The 16,996-nt window shown below is 74.0% G+C and carries 13 protein-coding genes; 7 read left to right on the top strand and 6 right to left on the bottom strand.

Going from position 1 to position 16,996, the window contains the following annotated elements; all coding sequences use genetic code 11:
* The first annotated feature begins 37 nt into the window (after positions 1-37).
* Genes AQJ54_RS25910 through AQJ54_RS25900 form a run of 3 tightly spaced genes read left to right on the top strand, consistent with a single transcriptional unit; the run spans position 38 to position 3,214 of the window.
* Complete coding sequence (locus AQJ54_RS25910) at positions 38-1,171, top strand: glycosyltransferase family 4 protein (RefSeq protein ID WP_062241391.1); 1,134 nt, start codon at positions 38-40, stop codon at positions 1,169-1,171.
* Positions 1,168-2,331, top strand: a complete 1,164-nt coding sequence (locus tag AQJ54_RS25905) for a glycosyltransferase (protein ID WP_062241389.1) — start codon at positions 1,168-1,170, stop codon at positions 2,329-2,331. The genes AQJ54_RS25910 and AQJ54_RS25905 overlap by 4 nt, the downstream gene beginning before the upstream one ends.
* 13 nt (positions 2,332-2,344) lie before the next feature.
* Entirely contained in the window at positions 2,345-3,214 is an 870-nt protein-coding gene (locus AQJ54_RS25900) for an SGNH/GDSL hydrolase family protein (protein ID WP_062241387.1), read from the top strand.
* 94 nt (positions 3,215-3,308) lie between these two features.
* Here the strand turns inward: AQJ54_RS25900 and AQJ54_RS25895 are convergent, their stop codons facing one another.
* The 5 genes from AQJ54_RS25895 to AQJ54_RS25875 all read right to left on the bottom strand — a co-directional run bounded on the left by AQJ54_RS25895 (position 3,309) and on the right by AQJ54_RS25875 (position 7,849).
* The gene (locus AQJ54_RS25895; RefSeq protein WP_062241386.1) at positions 3,309-4,178 is read right to left on the bottom strand and encodes a 5-oxoprolinase subunit C family protein; all 870 of its coding nucleotides are present in this window, start codon (positions 4,176-4,178) and stop codon (positions 3,309-3,311) included.
* 58 nt (positions 4,179-4,236) lie between these two features.
* On the bottom strand, positions 4,237-4,848 hold the full coding sequence (locus tag AQJ54_RS25890) for a 5-oxoprolinase subunit B family protein (RefSeq protein ID WP_062241385.1): 612 nt from the start codon (positions 4,846-4,848) through the stop codon (positions 4,237-4,239).
* Positions 4,845-5,603, bottom strand: coding sequence for a LamB/YcsF family protein (locus AQJ54_RS25885; protein WP_062241383.1), 759 nt, complete (start codon positions 5,601-5,603; stop codon positions 4,845-4,847). Before AQJ54_RS25885 ends, AQJ54_RS25890 begins: the two co-directional genes overlap by 4 nt.
* Positions 5,604-5,642: 39 nt before the next feature.
* Positions 5,643-6,434: a putative hydro-lyase gene (locus AQJ54_RS25880; protein ID WP_062028857.1), complete on the bottom strand. Its 792-nt coding sequence runs from the start codon at positions 6,432-6,434 to the stop codon at positions 5,643-5,645.
* Positions 6,435-6,565: 131 nt separating this feature from the next.
* Positions 6,566-7,849 carry an MFS transporter gene (locus AQJ54_RS25875; RefSeq protein WP_062241381.1) on the bottom strand — a complete coding sequence of 428 codons (1,284 nt, stop codon included), beginning with the start codon at positions 7,847-7,849 and terminating at the stop codon, positions 6,566-6,568.
* Between the two features lie 131 nt (positions 7,850-7,980).
* On the opposite strand from AQJ54_RS25875, the gene AQJ54_RS25870 reads away from it, so the two are divergent.
* The 4 genes from AQJ54_RS25870 to AQJ54_RS25855 all read left to right on the top strand — a co-directional run bounded on the left by AQJ54_RS25870 (position 7,981) and on the right by AQJ54_RS25855 (position 16,024).
* On the top strand, positions 7,981-8,673 hold the full coding sequence (locus AQJ54_RS25870) for a GntR family transcriptional regulator (RefSeq protein ID WP_062241379.1): 693 nt from the start codon (positions 7,981-7,983) through the stop codon (positions 8,671-8,673).
* 132 nt (positions 8,674-8,805) lie between these two features.
* Positions 8,806-10,335, top strand: a complete 1,530-nt coding sequence (locus tag AQJ54_RS25865; protein WP_062028123.1) for a hypothetical protein — start codon at positions 8,806-8,808, stop codon at positions 10,333-10,335.
* 60 nt (positions 10,336-10,395) lie between these two features.
* Positions 10,396-11,274 (top strand): hypothetical protein, encoded by an 879-nt coding sequence (locus tag AQJ54_RS25860; RefSeq protein WP_062028121.1) that lies wholly within the window; start codon positions 10,396-10,398, stop codon positions 11,272-11,274.
* Positions 11,275-11,311: 37 nt separating this feature from the next.
* Complete coding sequence (locus tag AQJ54_RS25855) at positions 11,312-16,024, top strand: hypothetical protein (RefSeq protein ID WP_062241377.1); 4,713 nt, start codon at positions 11,312-11,314, stop codon at positions 16,022-16,024.
* Between the two features lie 134 nt (positions 16,025-16,158).
* Here the strand turns inward: AQJ54_RS25855 and AQJ54_RS25850 are convergent, their stop codons facing one another.
* The gene (locus AQJ54_RS25850; protein WP_062241375.1) at positions 16,159-16,698 is read right to left on the bottom strand and encodes a hypothetical protein; all 540 of its coding nucleotides are present in this window, start codon (positions 16,696-16,698) and stop codon (positions 16,159-16,161) included.
* Positions 16,699-16,996 lie beyond the last annotated feature (298 nt).

Here is a 16,996-nt window from a genome sequence, read left to right as displayed (position 1 = left end):
TTGACGCGGCCACGTCCAGTACGGCGACAACACCGGTATGCGTGTCGTCATAGTGACCGAATCCTTTCCCCCCGATGTGAACGGCGTGGCCCACTGCGCGCTCCAGACCGCCCGGCACCTCGTAGATCGCGGTCACCTCCCGCTCGTCGTCGCGCCGGCCACCGCGTCCGGCCCCGGGGCCGGCGTGGACGCCCTCGCGCCCTGCCCCGTCGTCCGTGTCCCCTCCCTCCCGCTCCCGGGCTACCCCCAGGTCCGCGTCGCCCTCCCCAGCAGGCGCGTGGCCGCGGCGATCGCCGAGCACCGTGCCGACGTCGTCCACCTGGCCAGCCCCTTCGTCCTCGGCGTCCGCGGCATGGCCGCAGCCGCCCGGCTCGGCATCCCCGCCGTGGCCGTCTACCAGACCGACCTCGCCGGATACGCCCGCACCTACGTGCACGCGGGCGAGGCCGCCGCCTGGCGCCGCATCCGCTCCGTCCACGCCGCCGCCGACCTCACCCTCGCCCCGTCCAGCGCCTCCCTGCGCGACCTGGAGGCGCACGGCGTGCCCCGGGTCAAGCTGTGGCCGCGGGGCGTCGACACCGTCCGCTTCCGCCCCGAACTGCGCGACGAGAGCCTGCGCCGGCAGCTCGCCCCGAACGGCGAGACGATCGTCGGATACGTCGGCCGGCTCGCCCCCGAGAAACATGTCGAACTGCTGGCCGACACCTGCCGCCTGGAGGGCGTCAAGGTCGTGGTGGTCGGCGACGGACCCAGCGAACCCGCGCTCACCGAAGCCCTGCCCGGCGCTGTCTTCCTGGGCCGCCGCACGGGCGACGACCTGGCCCGGATCTTCGCCTCCTTCGACGTCTTCGCGCACACCGGACCCTTCGAGACCTTCTGCCAGACCGTGCAGGAGGCCATGGCCAGCGGGATCCCCGTGGTCGCGCCCGCCTCGGGCGGCCCGCTGGACCTGGTCGCCCACGGGCGCACCGGGTTCCTCGTCCCGCCGCGCGACCCGGCCGCCGTACGGGACGCGGTGCGGTCCCTGGCCGCCGACCCCGGCCTGCGCGCCGCGTTCGGCTCCGCCGCGCGGGCCCTGGTCGAGGGGCGCACCTGGGCTGCCGTCGGCGACCAGCTGATCGGCCACTACGGCGCCGTCCTCGCCGGCCGGAAGACAGCGGTGGCGGCATGAGCGGCCAGTCGTTGCGGATCGTCCGGCTCGCCAACTTCGTCGCCCCCGCCTCGGGCGGCCTGCGCACCGCCCTGCGCGAACTCGGCAAGGGCTACCAGGAGGCAGGACACGAGGCGGTTCTCGTCGTGCCGGGCGACCGCGCGAGCGACCGGCAGACCGAGCAGGGACGCGTCATCACCTTGCCCGGACCGCTGCTCCCCGGCACCGGCGGTTACCGCGTCCTCGCCGACAGGCCCCGCGTGGCCCGGCTCCTGGAGGAACTCGCCCCCGACCGCCTGGAGGTCTCCGACCGGACCACGCTCAGGTGGACCGGCAAGTGGGCCCGCCGCGCCCGGGTCCCCGCCGTGATGGTCTCCCACGAGACGGCCGACGGCGTCCTGCGCACCTGGGGACTGCCGGAGAACGCGGCCCGGCGCGCCGCCGACGCCCTCAACGTCCGTACGGCGCACACGTACGCGCGCGTGGTGTGCACCACGGAGTTCGCGGAACGGGAGTTCGTACGGATCGGGGCCCGGAACGTCGTACGGGCCCCGTTGGGCGTCGACCTGGTCGCGCGGCACCCGGCGCTGCGCGACCCGGACCTCAGGAGCCGGTACGCGCGCGAGGACGAGACACTGCTCGTGACGTGCACCCGGCTCTCCGTCGAGAAGCGGCCGAGCACCGCTCTGGACGCCGTCGAGTCCCTGGTGCGCCGGGGCCGGCGGGCGGTGCTCGTGGTGGCCGGGGACGGGCCGCTGCGGCCGCGCCTGGAGCAGCGGGCCCGGGAACGCGGGCTGCCGGTGACCTTCCTCGGGCACATCTCGGACCGCGGGCTGCTCGGCGCGCTCCAGGCCTCCGCCGACGTGTGCCTGGCCCCCGGGCCCGCCGAGACCTTCGGGCTCGCCGCGCTGGAGGCCATGGCCTGCGGCACACCGGTCGTGGTGAGCGCCTCCTCCGCGCTGCCGGAGGTGATCGGCTCCGCCGGGGCCGTCGCCGCCGACCGCGGGGAGGCGTTCGCGGACGCCGTGGACCAGCTGCTGGAAGGTCCGGAGGCCGAGCGCCGCGGGGTCGCACGCGCGCGTGCGGAATGCTTCGGCTGGAACACCGCGGTGCGGGCGTTTCTCGCCGCCCATGACACGGAGGCACTCGTACGACGCTCCGTGCGCGGGGGTGTGGCATGAGCGGGGGCCTGTCATGAGCCCGGTGGGTCCGTCGAGAGGCCCGCGCTTCGTCGCCCTCGGTGACTCGCTCTCCGAGGGCGTCGGGGACCCCCTCGGAGACGGGTGGCGCGGCTGGGCCGCCCTGCTCGCCGACGGGCTGTCCGACGCGGACGTCGAGTTCACCAACCTCGCGGTGAGCGGGGCGCAGACGCGGGACGTGCTGGAGAAACAACTGCCGGTGGCGCTCGCACTGCGGCCGGACGTCGTGTCCGTGGTCGTCGGCGTCAACGACACCCTGCGCTGCACCTTCGACATCCACGCGGTCGCCGCCCGCCTGGACCGGGTGTACGCGGCCCTCAGCGAGCAGGGCGCGCTGCTGCTCACGGCCTGTCTGCCCGATCCGGGGACGATGCTCGGGCTGCCGGGTGCGCTGGCCCGGCCGCTGGCCCGGCGGCAGCGGTCGGTCAACACCGTGGTGCACGCGCTGTCGGAGCGGTACGGGGCGGTGCATCTGCACGCGGCCGAGGGCGAGTGGACCACCGAGCGGACCATGTGGAGCGCCGACCGGCTGCATCCCGGGGAGCGGGGGCACCGACAGCTCGCGGCGAGGTTCCACGCGTTGCTGGTGGAGCGCGGTCGGGCCACCGGCCCCGCCCCCTCGTCCGAGCCGGAGTTCCCCGTCCCCACCAGGGCGAGGAGTCTGTGGTGGCTGGCGACGGCCGGTACGGGGTGGGTCGTCCGGCGGTGCACGGATCTGCTCCCCCAACTGCTGGCGCTGGCCGCCGACGAGACGCGGCACCGGGTGCGGGGAACCAGCGCCAGGCTGGACCTGCGGACGGCCCACGCGGTCTCCATGGCGCTGGCGGCGCTGTCCGTGGCGGAGCAGCGGCCGGAGGCGGCCTAGGGGCTCGGCGTGGCGAGGGGCCGCCTCCCCACGGCCGGTCGGCGCGGCCCCGTCCTGGGGGCCTGGCCGGCAGGCGCCGGCCCCGCCCGGGGGCCTATCGCCGTCGTACCGCCAGGAAGCGCACCGGTGTTCCGGGCACCGCCTGGGCCGCCGCCGGCAGGTCCGGTTCGCGGACCACTCCGATCACCGGGTAGCCACCGGTGGTCGGGTGGTCGGCCAGGAAGACCACCGGTCTGCCGTCGGGCGGCACCTGGACCGCGCCCAGGACCATTCCCTCGCTGGGGAGTTCGCCCTTGAGTCTCCGCTCCAGGGCGGGGCCTTCCGTGCGCAGGCCGATCCGGTTGCTCGCCGAGGACACCCGGAAAGCGCGGGTCGTGAAGTCGCGCACCGCCTCCGGCGTGAACCAGTCGTTCCGCGGGCCCAGGACGACCCGCACGAGCAGCTCGCCGGGAGGCGCGGGCTGCGGTGCCGTGTCCACGCGCGTGGGGAGCGGTGCCGGGGAGCCCAGGGGCAGTATCGCGCCGTCCGTGAGGGGAGGCGGGCCCAGGCCCGACAGGAGGTCGGTGGAGCGGCTGCCGAGGACCGGCTCCACGGTGACGCCGCCGGAGACGGCCACATAGCTTCGTACCCCGGACACGGCCGCGCCGACGGTCAGCAGCGCTCCCGCCGGTACGTGCACCGGGGCGGCCCAGGAGGCCGGGCGGCCGTCCACCGCGACCGGGCAGGGAGCGCCCGTGACGGCCACGGTGACCGTCGAACGGGGGCGCAACGCACAGCCGTTGAGGGTGGTCTCCAGGACGGCTGCCTCGGGACGGTTGCCGACCAGACGGTTGGCGAGGGCGGCCGCGGGGCCGTCGAGCGCCCCCGAGCGGGGCACGCCGAGGTGGGCGTGACCGGGGCGGCCCCGGTCCTGGACGGTCGTCAGGGCACCGGCCCGCACGACGAAGAGGGCGCGGTCGCTCATGACGCCTCCACGGGACGGTGTGGCAGGTCTGCCACCGGCCTCCTGAGGGTCCGGTTCCTCATGGCGCCTCCACGAAGCGGACCCGGGTGCCCGGTGACAGGAGAGCCGCCGGGACGCGCGCGTGGTCCCACAGGACGGCGTCCGTGGTGCCGATGAGCTGCCAGCCGCCCGGCGACGAGCGCGGGTACACGCCCGTGTACGGCCCGGCGAGCGCCACCGAACCCGCCGGCACGGCTGTGCGAGGGGTGGCCCGGCGCGGGACGTCGTACCGGGCGGGCAGACCGGTGAGGTAACCGAAGCCGGGAGCGAACCCGCAGAAGGCCACGGTGAATTCGGTACCGGCGTGGATGCGGGCCACCTCCCGGGGCGGGACGCCCCAGTGCGCCGCCACGTCGGCCAGGTCCGGGCCGCCGTAGCGCACCCGGAGTTCGACGGCCTCACGCGCGCGTGGGGGAGCGGGCGGCACCTCGGCGGCGGCGAGCTCGGCGGCCAGGCGGGCCGGATCCGCGAGACCGTCGAGAAGGACCGTGCGGGCGGCCGGGACGATCTCGCCGACAGACAGCGAGCCCTCCGCGCGGCGCCGCACCAGCTCGGCGTGCAGGGCCTGGGCCTCCTCGCCCGAGGAGACCTCGACGAGCAGGGCGTGGTCCCCGACCGGCAGCGTCCTCATACGAAGGCTTCCACGCGGATCCCCGAGGACTCCAGCCGCTCCCGGACCCGTCGGGCCAGGTCCACCGCGCCCGGTGTGTCCCCGTGCAGGCACAGGGAGCGGGCATCGACGCCGATACGGGTCCCGGAGCGGGCGATGACCGCGCGGTCCCGGGCCAGGTGCAGCGAGCGCTCCACCACTGCTTCCGGGTCGGTGACCACCGCGCCCTCCTGCCCGCGCGGCACGAGGGTCCCCTCCTCGGTGTACGCGCGGTCCGCGAAGGCCTCTGTGACCCCCGTCAGGCCCGCCGCGCGGGCCGCTTCCAGGAGGCGCGAGCCGGGCAGCCCGAGCACGGGCAGTGCGGCGTCGGCGAGAAGCACGCCCGCGACGACCGCCGCGGCCTGCTCCTCGTCGTGCACGACCCGGTTGTACAGCGCACCGTGCGGCTTGACGTAGGACACGCGCGTGCCCGCCGCCCGGGCGAAGACCTCCAGGGCGCCGATCTGGTAGGCCACCTCGGCCGCAAGCTCGGCGGACGGCACGTCCATCGCGCGCCGCCCGAAGCCCGCCAGGTCCCGGTAGGAGACCTGGGCACCGACCCGCACCCCGCGCGCTGCCGCCAGCTCGCACACCCGCCGCATGGTGACCGCGTCCCCGGCGTGGAACCCGCAGGCCACATTGGCGCTGGTGACCACGGTGAGCAGCTGCTCGTCGTCGGTCAGTCGCCAGCGGCCGAAGCCCTCGCCGAGGTCGGCGTTCAGATCGATCGAGGTCATGGAGCTCTCGGTTCTCCTTGAAGGGACTCGAGCGGCTTCTCAGGCCACTCTGTACTGCTCGTCGCGGGCGTCGGTCAGGAACATCTGGCCCGGTGCGTGGGTGAGGGCGAACGGCGGGCGGGAGGCCATGACCGCGGCCTGCGGGGTCACTCCGCAGGCCCAGAACACCGGGATGTCGTCCGGTTCGGCGGCCACCGGGTCGCCGAAGTCGGGACGGCCGAGGTCGTCGATGCCGAGCGCGGAAGGATCACCGCAGTGCACGGGGCTGCCGTGCACCCCCGGGAGCAGACTGCTCTCCCGGATGGCGGCTGCCAGGTGCTGAGGCGGTACGGGGCGCATCGACACCACCATGGGTCCGTGCAGCCGCCCCGCGGGACGGCACTGTCGGCTGGTCACGTACATGGGAACGTTCCGGCCCTGCTCGATGTGCCGGATCGGGACCCCCGCCCCCGAAAGTGCCCACTCGAAGGTGAAACTGCACCCGATCAGGAAGGAAACCAGGTCGCCGCGCCAATAGGCGCGCACGTCCGTCGGCTCGTCCACCAGTTCGCCGTCCTGCCACACCCGGTAGCGCGGCAGATCGGTGCGCAGGTCCGCGCCGTCCGCGAGGACGGTGGTCCACGCTCCCGCGTCCGTGACGTCGAGGACCGGGCACGGCTTGGGGTTGCGCTGGCAGAAGAGCAGCATGTCGTACGCCCAGTCGGCGGGCACCGAGATCAGGTTCACCTGGGTGTGGCCGGCCGCGACACCGGCGGTGGGGCCGGCCAGACCCGCGCGGAAGCGGGTGCGGGCCTGTGCCGGGCTCCACGCGTGCGCGTGCTCGTCGACCAGGGTGAGGGGGCGGTCCTCGGTCGGGCGGGAAGGTGCAGGGGTGGGGCGGCGGTCCTCGGTCGTGCGGGCCGGTGCGGGGGTGGGGCGGCGGTCCTCGGGCGTGCGGGCCGGTGCCAGGTCTTCCGTGCGGTTCACGCGAGTTCCTTTCCACGGGTCTCCGGCAGTCCGAGCAGGGCCAGTGCGGCGATGCCGTAGCCGATGGCGCCGAAGACCAGCGCCCCGCCCACGCCCCAACTGTCGGCCAGGAAGCCGACGGTGGTCGGGAAGACCGCGCCGACCGCGCGGCCGGCGTTGTACGTGAAGCCCTGGCCCGAGCCGCGCACGGCCGTCGGGTAGAGCTCGCTCAGATAGGACCCGAAACCGCTGAAGATCGCCGACATGCAGAACCCGAGGGGGAACCCGAGCACCAGGAGCCAGGTGTCGGCTCCGCTCGGGAGGTTGCCGTAGGCCACGATGCAGACGGCCGAGAGCAGCGCGAAGAGCCAGATGTTGCGCCGGCGGCCCAGCCGGTCGGTCAGGTAGCCGCCGGTCAGATAGCCGAGGAAAGCCCCCGAGATCAGGAAGGTCAGATAGCCGCCGGTGCCGACCACCGACAGCCCGCGGTCGCTCTTCAGATACGTCGGCACCCAGGTGGCCAGCGTGTAGTAGCCGCCCTGCACTCCGGTGGACAGCAGCCCCGCGAAGATCGTCGTGCGCAGCAGGTCCGGCTTGAAGATGGCCGCGAAGGAGCCCTTGCCTGCGCTCTTCTCACGCACTGCGACGGCCTCGGGGGCGTCCTGGACACGGCGGCGCATCCACACCACCAGCAGGGCGGGCAGCGCACCGGTCCAGAACATCACGCGCCAGGCCGTGCCGTCGTCGAAGACCGAGAAGACCAGCGTGTACATGATCGCGGCCAGGGCCCAGCCCACGGCCCACGAGCTCTGGATCGCGCCCAGGGTGCGGCCCCGGTGCCGGGCGCTCGCGTACTCGGCGACCAGGATCGCGCCGACCGCCCACTCGCCGCCGAAACCGAGGCCCTGGAGGGCGCGGAAGACCAGCAGCGACTCGAAGTTCGGCGCGAAGCCGCAGGCCACGGTGAAGATCGCGTAGGTGACCACGGTGATCATCAGCGCCCGGACCCGGCCGGCCCGGTCGGCCAGCACCCCCGCCAGCGCGCCGCCGATCCCGGAGGCCAGCAGGGTGACGGTGGTGAAAAGGCCGGTCTGGCCGCTGTCCAGGCCGAAGTAGGCGGCCAGCGCGACCATGCTCAGCGGGAGCGTGAAGTAGTCGTAGGAGTCGAGGGCGTAGCCGCCGAACGCGCCGGCGAAAGCGCGCCGGCCTCGCGGACCGAGCGCCCGGAACCAGCCCAGGGCGCCGTCTTCGGTCGTCGTGGCGCTTTCGTGCATGGCCTGAGGGGGACGGGTTGTGCTCATGGGCACCTCGCAGGAGGGGGACGGAGGGTGCGGAGCTGAACCGTGCGGTGTTCCAGCAACGTAGAGGATCGTTCAACGATCCTTCAATACCCCTGTTGTTTCGTTCTCCTCACTGCGGTTGAATTCCGGGCATGGCAGAGCAGTTGAGCGGACTGGCCGACGACCGCGCCCTCCTGGGCCGCACCAGCACGGCCGAGCGGGTCTCGGACATCCTGAGGAGCCGCATCGCCGAGGGCTATTTCCCGCCAGGGACACGCCTCTCGGAGGACAGCATCGGAGGCGCGCTCGGGGTCTCCCGCAACACCCTGCGCGAGGCGTTCCGGCTGCTCACGCACGAGCGCCTGCTGGTCCACGAACTGAACCGGGGCGTGTTCGTGCGGGTCCTGACCGTCGAGGACGTCGACGACATCTACCGCACCCGCGCCCTCGTCGAGTGCGCCGTCGTCCGTGGCCTAGGCGAGCCGCCGTACGCCCTGGACGCGCTCGCCGAGGCGGTCGCCGAGGGGCAGCGCGCGGTACGCGAAGGTGACTGGAAAACGCTGGGCACGGCCAACATCCACTTCCACCGCGAACTCGTCGCCCTGGCCGGCAGCGACCGCACCGACGAACTGATGCGCAGCGTCTTCGCCGAACTCCGCCTGGCGTTCCACGTGGTGGACGACCCTCGTCAGCTGCACGAGCCGTACCTGGCCCGTAACCTTCAGATCCTCCGGGCGCTGGAGGCGGGCGACAGGGGCGAGGCCGAAAAGCTGCTGGAGGTGTATCTGCGCGATTCACTGAAACGCGTGGTCGATGTCTACCGACGGAGAGTGAGCGCCCCTTAGGGGCGCGGGGAACTGCGCGACAAGCCCCCACCGGCCCGAACGTACCCCACGACCTGCGCTCACCCGGCGCCCCGGCGGAGCCGTTCCGCGTCGTTTGGGGAGTTGTCAGACCCAGCACCTAGTCTGTGCACCGTGACTTCGCCTGCATCGACGGACAGCGTTCCGCCCCAGTTCAGCGCGGGGCCGCGCCCCGCTCCGGGCCCGGCCGCCGACGAGGGACTGGCGCGGCGGCTGCGCGCGCTCGCGTGCACCGCGCCGCTGCACGACCTGGACGCGCGCAAGGCGAACCTCGCCGGTGAGTACTCGGTGTACGGCATGGCGGAGGTGGCCCTCGCCGGCATCGACCTGGTCACCCTGAACATGGACTTCGACACCGGCGCCGACCACGACCAGATCGTCGCCCGCCTCATCCCGCGCATCGCCGCGCAGGCCCCGCAGCGGCCCGTCGCCGAGCACGAGCGCGTGGCCCGCTGGGTGCTGGAGAACCTGATCAACGTCGGCAGCGTGGACCGCGGATTCCGGGCGGTCTACGGCACTTTCGCCCCGGACGGCACCTATGTCCGGCGTGACTACGACTTCAAGCTGATCGAGGAGGTCCCGGGCCCCGGCGGCTCGGTCTACCTCCGTACGACCGACGAAGCGGTCAACGTCCTCGTCGGCGCCCTGGACACGGATGTCACCAGCGCCCAGATCGCCGCCGAGGTCAAGCTGGAGGTGCTGATCAGCCGCGGCCGCCTCGCCGACGCCCAACTCGCCGCCGAACAGGCCCGGTACCGCACCGTGCAGTACTCCGAGACCCTGCGCCGGGCCCTGGACGCGACCCGGCGCAATGTCCGGGCTGTCGACTGGCTGAACTCCGTGCCGGACATGATCGCCGAGGCCCTGGACCACGTCGCCGACCGGTACCGCCACGAGAACGCGATCCTCACCAACATCCGCAAGGCACGGGACGAGTCCGAGGACCCCGAGCAGAAGAGGCGGGCCGCCGAACTCGTCGACATCGTCAAGGACTGCATCCGCCGTCACACCCAGCTCCAGTCCCGGCTCCTGGAAGCGGGCCCGCTGTTCCGCGCCGAGCAGGACCGCCAGGCCTTCGCTACACCCATGACCACGGCCGGGATAGACCTCTACGGCCACCTCGTCGCGCCCGTGCTGCCCCTGCCGCTCGAGCAGGCCACGAGGGTCACGGACGCCTTCTTCGCGCGCGGGACCGGCATGCGCACACCGGTGTCGGTGCGGGTGGGCGACCTCGTCGACATACTGCTGACCCCGCCCATGGAGCGGGAGCACCTGGGCGCGGAGATGCCGGAGCCGGACCTGATCGCCACCCCCGACGACAGCCGGTTCAGCGAGGAGCAGCTGGCGGCCGCGAAGGAGCTGCTGGACCTGCCGGCGGACGCGCCCCGGCGCCTGTCGGGACTGCTCGCGGAGGCCCGCCGGGCCGGTGGCTTCGACCTGGCCTACCTGGTGGCCCTGATGTCGATCCACGCGGCCAGCCCCCCGGTCGGCACCGCCTACCGCCAGGGCGAGGAGAAGCTGCTCTTCGCGGTGGACGACGGCACCGAACTCGACGACCCGGACTTCGGCGGCGCCGACCTCATCGTCGGCACCGCCCTGCTGGACGCCCTGGGGATGGCGGCGGACCGGACGGAAGCAGCATGAGTCAGGCGGACCGGACGGAAGCAGCATGAGTCAGCAAGAGCGCGACAAGGAGCCCCAGCCGTGAGTGAGCAAGTCGAGTGGAGCGACACGGAGGCCTCCCCGACCCCGTCGGTGCCCGCCGCCGTCACCCCGGCCGACGCCGCCGACGCCGCCCGGCTCGTCGCCTTCGGACTCCAGCCCAAACTCCAGCCCGCCCGGGACCAGGAGTACGCCGAGCTGCTGCGGCGCTACCGGGAGGACCCGCCGTTCGCCCGGCTCGCCGACGCCGTCGCCGCCGGACTGGGCCTGATCGTCCTCGAGGTGTCCCCGCGCGCGGGGATGGCCGTCACCGCCGCCGAGGACTCGGTGTTCGCCGTGCGGATGGGGGACTACGCGCGTCGTACGTCGGCCGACGGCGGCGACCGGTTCCTGCACGGGCTCGCCCATCTCGCCCTGGCCGCCATGGCGTTCCCGCGGCCCGAGGACCTCGCCGACGACGGATACATCGGGCGCGTCTCGGTCAACGGCGTCGACGCCTTCGTACGGCAGGCCTGCCGCCGCCTGGAGGAGCGGGCCGAGGAGGTCGGCGAGAACACCGACCCGGCCACCGACGCCCCCGGCCTGGAGGCGGCCTGGCGGATCTGGGCCAGACGCAGCGCCGCCGGGGCGACCAAGGACGCCCGTCGGCTCGCCGGGTCCACCACCGGCATCGTGGGCAAGGCCGCCGCCTTTCTCACCGACTCCGGCTTCCTCCAGCGCACCGGGGACGACAACGGCGGTACCTACCGGACCACGGCTCGTTACCAGCTCCAGGTGCGGGACATGGCCGGCAGCGCCGCCATGGCCGAGCTCCTGGAGCTGGGCGTCGTCCCGGTGACCGACGGCACGCCGACCCTGGTGCCCGCCGCGGACGACGACGCGGAGCTGGTGGCCGACGCCGGGCTGCCGTTCCACTCCTGAACCACCCCGACCTGCCGAAGACCTACGAGAGTCCGCCATGTACGAGCTGTCCCGGATCCGCCTCTACTCCATCGGTCCCGCCGGTGCGCGCTACGCCGACACCGTGCTGGACCTGCGCGGTGTCGGCGCCGAGGTGCCCGACCCCGCGCCCACCCAGGCGGAGTTCTTCGAGGAGGAGCCCGTCGGCCCGCCGCGCCGGCCGGCGCCCGCCGGGGTGCTCTTCCTGGAGAACGGAGGCGGCAAGTCCGTCCTGCTCAAGCTGATCTTCTCGGTGATGCTGCCCGGTCACCGCAACACCCTGGGCGGCGCCAGCTCCGGCGTGCTGCGCAAGTTCCTGCTGGCCGACGACTGCGGGCACGTGGCCCTGGAGTGGCAGCACACCCTCACCGGCGAGTGCGTCGTCGTCGGCAAGGTGAGCGAGTGGCGGGGCCGTCAGGTCTCCAACGACCCGCGGAAGTTCGCCGAGGCCTGGTACTCCTTCCGGCCGGGCCCCGGACTCTCGCTGGACAGCCTTCCGGTCGCCGAGTCCACCGGCGTACGGCCGCCCGCCGAGGGCCAGTCGGCCGCGCAGGGCCGTCGGCGCACCATGAAGGGCTTCCGGGACGCCATCACCGAGGCGGGCAAGGCGTATCCGCATCTGGAGGTGCACTGGGAGGAGATCCACGACCGCTGGATCGAGCACCTCGGCGACCTCGGCCTGGACCCCGAACTCTTCCGCTACCAGCGGGAGATGAACGCCGACGAGGGCGAGGCCGCCGGCCTCTTCGCGGTGAAGAAGGACTCCGACTTCACCGACCTGCTGCTGCGCGCGGTCACCGACACCCGCGACACCGACGGACTGGCCGACCTGGTCAGCGGGTTCGGCAACAAGCTGGGGCGCCGTGCCGAACTGATCGCCGAACGCGACTTCACCGCCGGGTCGGTGGACCTGCTCGGCCGGATCGTCGAGGCCGCCGAGGCGCGTTCACGCGCGCGTGACATCCACACCGGCGCCGAACGCCGTACGCGCACCCTGGCCCGGCGGCTGTCCGCGCGGGGCGTCCGGGAGCGGGTGCGGGCGGCCGATCTCGCCCAGCGGGTCACCGCCGCTGCGTACGCCGTCACCCACGCCGAGGGCGGCCGGGAGCGCAGCGCGCTGGTCGCCGCCGAACTCGCCTACCGGCACGCCTCCCTGGCGCTCGCCGCCGCCGAGAAGTCGGCCGCGGCGCAGAAGCGCGAGCTCGCCGACGCGCGCACCCTGCACTCCGCCTGGCAGGCCGCCGAGGCCGTACTGCGGCACCGCGCCGCCGCCGACCGGGTCGCGCGCGTCGCCGCCGCGATCCAGGAGGCCGAGCGGGACGCGGCGCCCGCCCTCGCCGCCCGCGCCAAGGCCGCCGTCGAGCTGGTACGCGCCCTGCACGCGGCCGCCGAGCGCGCCGAGACCCTCGCCAACGAGGAGGAGGAGCGGTCCGCCGCCCTCCAGGAGGTCGGCGAGACGGCCTACCGGGACTCCACCGCGGCCGCCACCGAGGCACAGCGCGCCCGCAGCGAGGTGGGGCACCTGCGCGAGCGGCTGAGCGAGGTCGAGCAGGAGACCGCCGAGGCGGTCCGCGCCGGCTGGCTCGACGACAGCGCCCCCGACGCCGACCCGGCACGCGCGGCGCTCGCCGCGAGTGACGCAGAGAAGACGGCGGTGGCCGCCTGGGACACCGCCCGCGAGGCCTCCCGCCGGGCGAGCGAGCACGCGCGCGAGGCGGCCTCCGCGGAGTCCCGCGCGGAACTCACGGCAGCCCGTGCGGAGGACGCAGCCGCCGCGGCCGAGCGGTCCTACGAGGCCGAGCGCCGGCTCGCCGAGGGCCTGGCGGGGGAGGAGCGGCTCGCGGAGCTGCTGAGCCTGACCGGAGCCCCCGGAGCCCCCGGAGCCCCCGGAGCCCCCGGAGCCCCCGGAGCCCCCGGAGCCCCCGGAGCCCCCGGTTCCGTGTCGGGGCCGCGCACCGGGGCCGACGGCAGGAAGAGCCCCGCGGAGAGTGCCGATCCGCACCCCGACTCCACCGGCGGTCTCACGCCCGAGGAACTCGACCGCTTCGCCGACGAACTGCGGGAACTGCTCGACGACTCGGTCTCCTCCGCCGAACGCCAGCTTTTCGAGCTGCGCACCGCCGCGGCCGACGACTCCCGGATCCTCGGCGCCCTCGGTGACGGCGGGCTGCTGCCGCCCGGCCCCGACGTGCTGGCCACGGTCGAGTTCCTCGGCGAGAACGGCATCCCCGCGCTGCCCGGCTGGCGCTATCTCGCCCAGGCCGTCGACCCGGCCGACCACGCACGCGTGCTCGCCGCGAGGCCGGAACTGGTCGACGGCGTGATCATCACCGACCCCGACACGCACGCGCGGGCCCGCGAGGCGCTGAACGACGCGGCGCTCCTGCCGCGTTCGGCCGTCGCGGTCGGCACCGCCGCCGCACTCCTGGCGCCGACTCCGGCGACCGACTCCCAGAGCGGCGACGTCTTCCTCGTACCGCCGAACCCGGCCATGCACGACGAGCACGCCGCCGACGAGGAGCGCCAGGCGCTGCGTGCACGAGCCGGTGAGCGGGACGAGGAGATCCGGTCGCTCGCCGCCCGGCTCGGCAAGGACCGTGAACTGGCCGCCCGGCTCGCCTCCTGGCGCACGGGCTGCCCGGCCGGCCGGCTCGTCGAGCTGGCGCGCGCCGCCGAGGACACCCGCGCCTTCGCCGAGGAGGCGGAGGCCGAGCTGGCCGAGGCGCGCACCGTACGGGCCGAGGCCGACGAAGCCGCGGCGGAGGCCGCGCAGACGCGCGACGAACGGCAGGAGGCCGCCCAGAGGGCCCGGCGGGCCGCCGACGCCCTCGCGGGCCTCGCCTACCGGCTGCGCGAGCGGGCCGGCTGGCAGGTCAAGCTGCGGGAACTGGCCGACGAGGCCACCGAGTCGGAGGCCCGCGCCCAGACCTGTCTGGAGCGCGCCCGCGCCGCCGACGAGGACCGGCGCGGTGCCCAGCGGGCCGCCGACGACGCCCGCCGCACCGCCCGCGCGCTGCGCGCCGAGCGCGCCGAGATCGCCGGCGCCCCCGACGACGTACCGGAGGACGAGGCCGCCACGCCCAAGGCGTCCCTGCCCGCCCTGCGCGAGGCCTACCGGGCCGCCTCCCAGGTGTACGAGAAGGTCGGCGTGGGCGCCGATCTGCGGGCCGAGCAGGCCCGTGCGGAGAGCGACGAGAGCGGGGCCCTGGCCGAACTGGACCGGCTGAGCAACAAGGTCCGCACGCGCGCGGAGCAGCTGCTCCAGTCGACCGACGGTTCCGACGGGCCCTCCCGGCAGGCTGCCGCCGCGCGCGCGGAGGAGCTGGTGCAGCTCCTCGAGACCCGGATGTCGACCGCGAGCGAGCAGCTCGGCCGGCTGCGCGGGGAGGCCGAGCGGCACGCGCCCGAGGACGGCGAGGCGCACACCGAGCTGCCGGAGGAGCTGGAGCCGCGGGACGCCGAGCACGCGCAGGCGCTGCTGCGTACGGCCACCTCCGAACTCGCCTCGCGCACCGAGGCGTTGGCGCAGGCCAGGGAGGCGCACGCGGAACTGCTCGGCTCCCACCGGGCGGCCGAGGACGCGGCGAGCGGCTTCGACGAGATCGCCGCGATGCTCCGCGACCTGCTCCGTGAGCACGCCGTGGAGGACGAGCAGGAGGAGCCGGAGCCGTACCCGGGCAGCCCGGAGGAGGCCCGGCAGGCCGCGGCGGAGACCCGCCGGTCGCTGCGCGGCTGCGCCGCCGACCTGTCCGCCGCCGAGTCCGCCGTGCGGGAGGCGAGCGATGTGCTCGTCCGGCACGCCAACTCCACGCGCTACGAGCAGGTCCGCACCCCCGCCCGCCAGCAGATCCGCGAGCTGCCCGCCTCCGCGCTGCCCGAGCACGCCCAGAAGTGGGCGGACGCCTTCGCGCCCCGACTCCGGGTGCTGACCGACGAGTTGGCGCAGCTGGAGCGCAACCGCGACTCGATCGTGGACCGGCTGCGCGGGCTCGTCGAGTCCGCCCTCGCCACGCTCAGGTCCGCCCAGCGGCTGTCCCGGCTGCCCGAGGGACTCGGCGAGTGGTCAGGGCAGGAGTTCCTGCGGATCCGCTTCGAGGAGCCCGACCAGGCCACGCTCACCGAGCGGCTCGGTGAGGTCATCGACGAGGCGACCCGCGCCGCGGTGAAGAAGAACTCCGACCTGCGACGCGACGGCATGTCCCTGCTGCTGCGGGGAGTCGCGGCCGCGCTCCAGCCCAGGGGAGTGGCCGTCGAGATCCTCAAGCCGGACGCCGTGCTGCGTGCCGAGCGGGTGCCCGTCGGGCAGATGGGCGACGTGTTCTCCGGAGGCCAGCTGCTCACCGCCGCCATCGCGCTGTACTGCACGATGGCGGCCCTGCGCTCCAACGACCGGGGCCGGGACAAGCACCGGCACGCCGGCACGCTGTTCCTGGACAACCCGATCGGCCGCGCCAACGCCACGTATCTGCTGGAGCTCCAGCGGGCCGTCTCCGACGCGCTCGGGGTCCAACTCCTCTACACCACGGGCCTGTTCGACACCACCGCGCTGGCCGAGTTCCCGCTGGTCATCCGGCTGCGGAACGACGCCGACCTCAGGGCCGGCCTGAAGTACATCAGCGTGGAGGAACACCTCCGCCCGGGGCTGCCGCAGCAACCCCAGGCGGGCGAGGCGGTGCACAGCGAGATCACGGCCACCCGGATGTTCAAGCGTCCGGCGCCCGCGACCTCGTAGGAAAGCACCGGCGGCCGCCGTGACTTCACGAGGAAGTACATGGGGCCGCCGGTGACTCGGTACGACACTAAGTAGCTGTAGCTGTAGCTGTAGCTGTAGCTGTAGCTGTAGCTGTAGCTCAGTAGCCCAGCAGCTCAGGAGTGGGACAGCCGCGCCTTGCTGCCGCCCTGCCGCCGTACGCGCGCCTGTGCCCGCTCGGCGAGACGCGCCTGGCGACGGGCCTTGCGCCGCTCGCGCCGCAGCGCGCGGGCCGTGCTGCTGGGAGTCGACACCACGCCGTTGCGCTGGTTCCACACCTGGCGGGTCACCCACACGTCCAGCGCGCTCCAGGTGGCCACCACCGTGCTGGCCACGCTGCTGATCACCATCGGCAACGCCAGCCATGAACCGGCCATGGTGCACAGGAAGGCCACCATCGCCTGGAGCAGGGTCACGGCGATGATGAGCCCCGCCCGCACCGCCGAGGTCCGCACCGGATCGGGCAGCCGGCGCCTGCGCGCGGGTTCCTCGACCCACAATGGCCGGTACGGCTCCTCCCGGACCGCGTCACGTGCGCTTCGTGCGCCCGCCCTCGCCTGATTGTCGTGAACCGGCGCCCCGGAGCGCCCCGGTGGCCTCGAACGAGCCGTGTCCACGCCGCCCTGCGGCGCCTTCTGCCGTTCCGCCGTGCCCATCACCGTGTCACTCCCCACCGCCGGCAGTCCCCTCGTCCCGGTGTCCGTGGACCGGGCTTCAGTTTGGCTGCCCGGCTTGCGCTGCTTTACGCCGCCCAGTTGCAGATGCGGCTCCTGTGGCCGAATCCACCGCCATTTCCCGAAGAGAAGGACGAACAAGACTCCTTCAAGATTCCCGCACAACGTCAAAGAAACGAAAAAATCAAGCCAACCACGAGACCGGGGCGGTCGGTTCCGGTCTGACGTGGACTGCCTGGTGACGGGAGGCAATCTCCCGCAATGGCCGGACAACTCCCCA

This window comes from Streptomyces griseorubiginosus, from assembly GCF_001514195.1.
Classification (GTDB): Bacteria; Actinomycetota; Actinomycetes; order Streptomycetales; family Streptomycetaceae; genus Streptomyces; species Streptomyces griseorubiginosus.
Note: the sequence above shows the minus strand (reverse complement) of the source record. Positions and strands in the feature narration are given on the sequence as shown.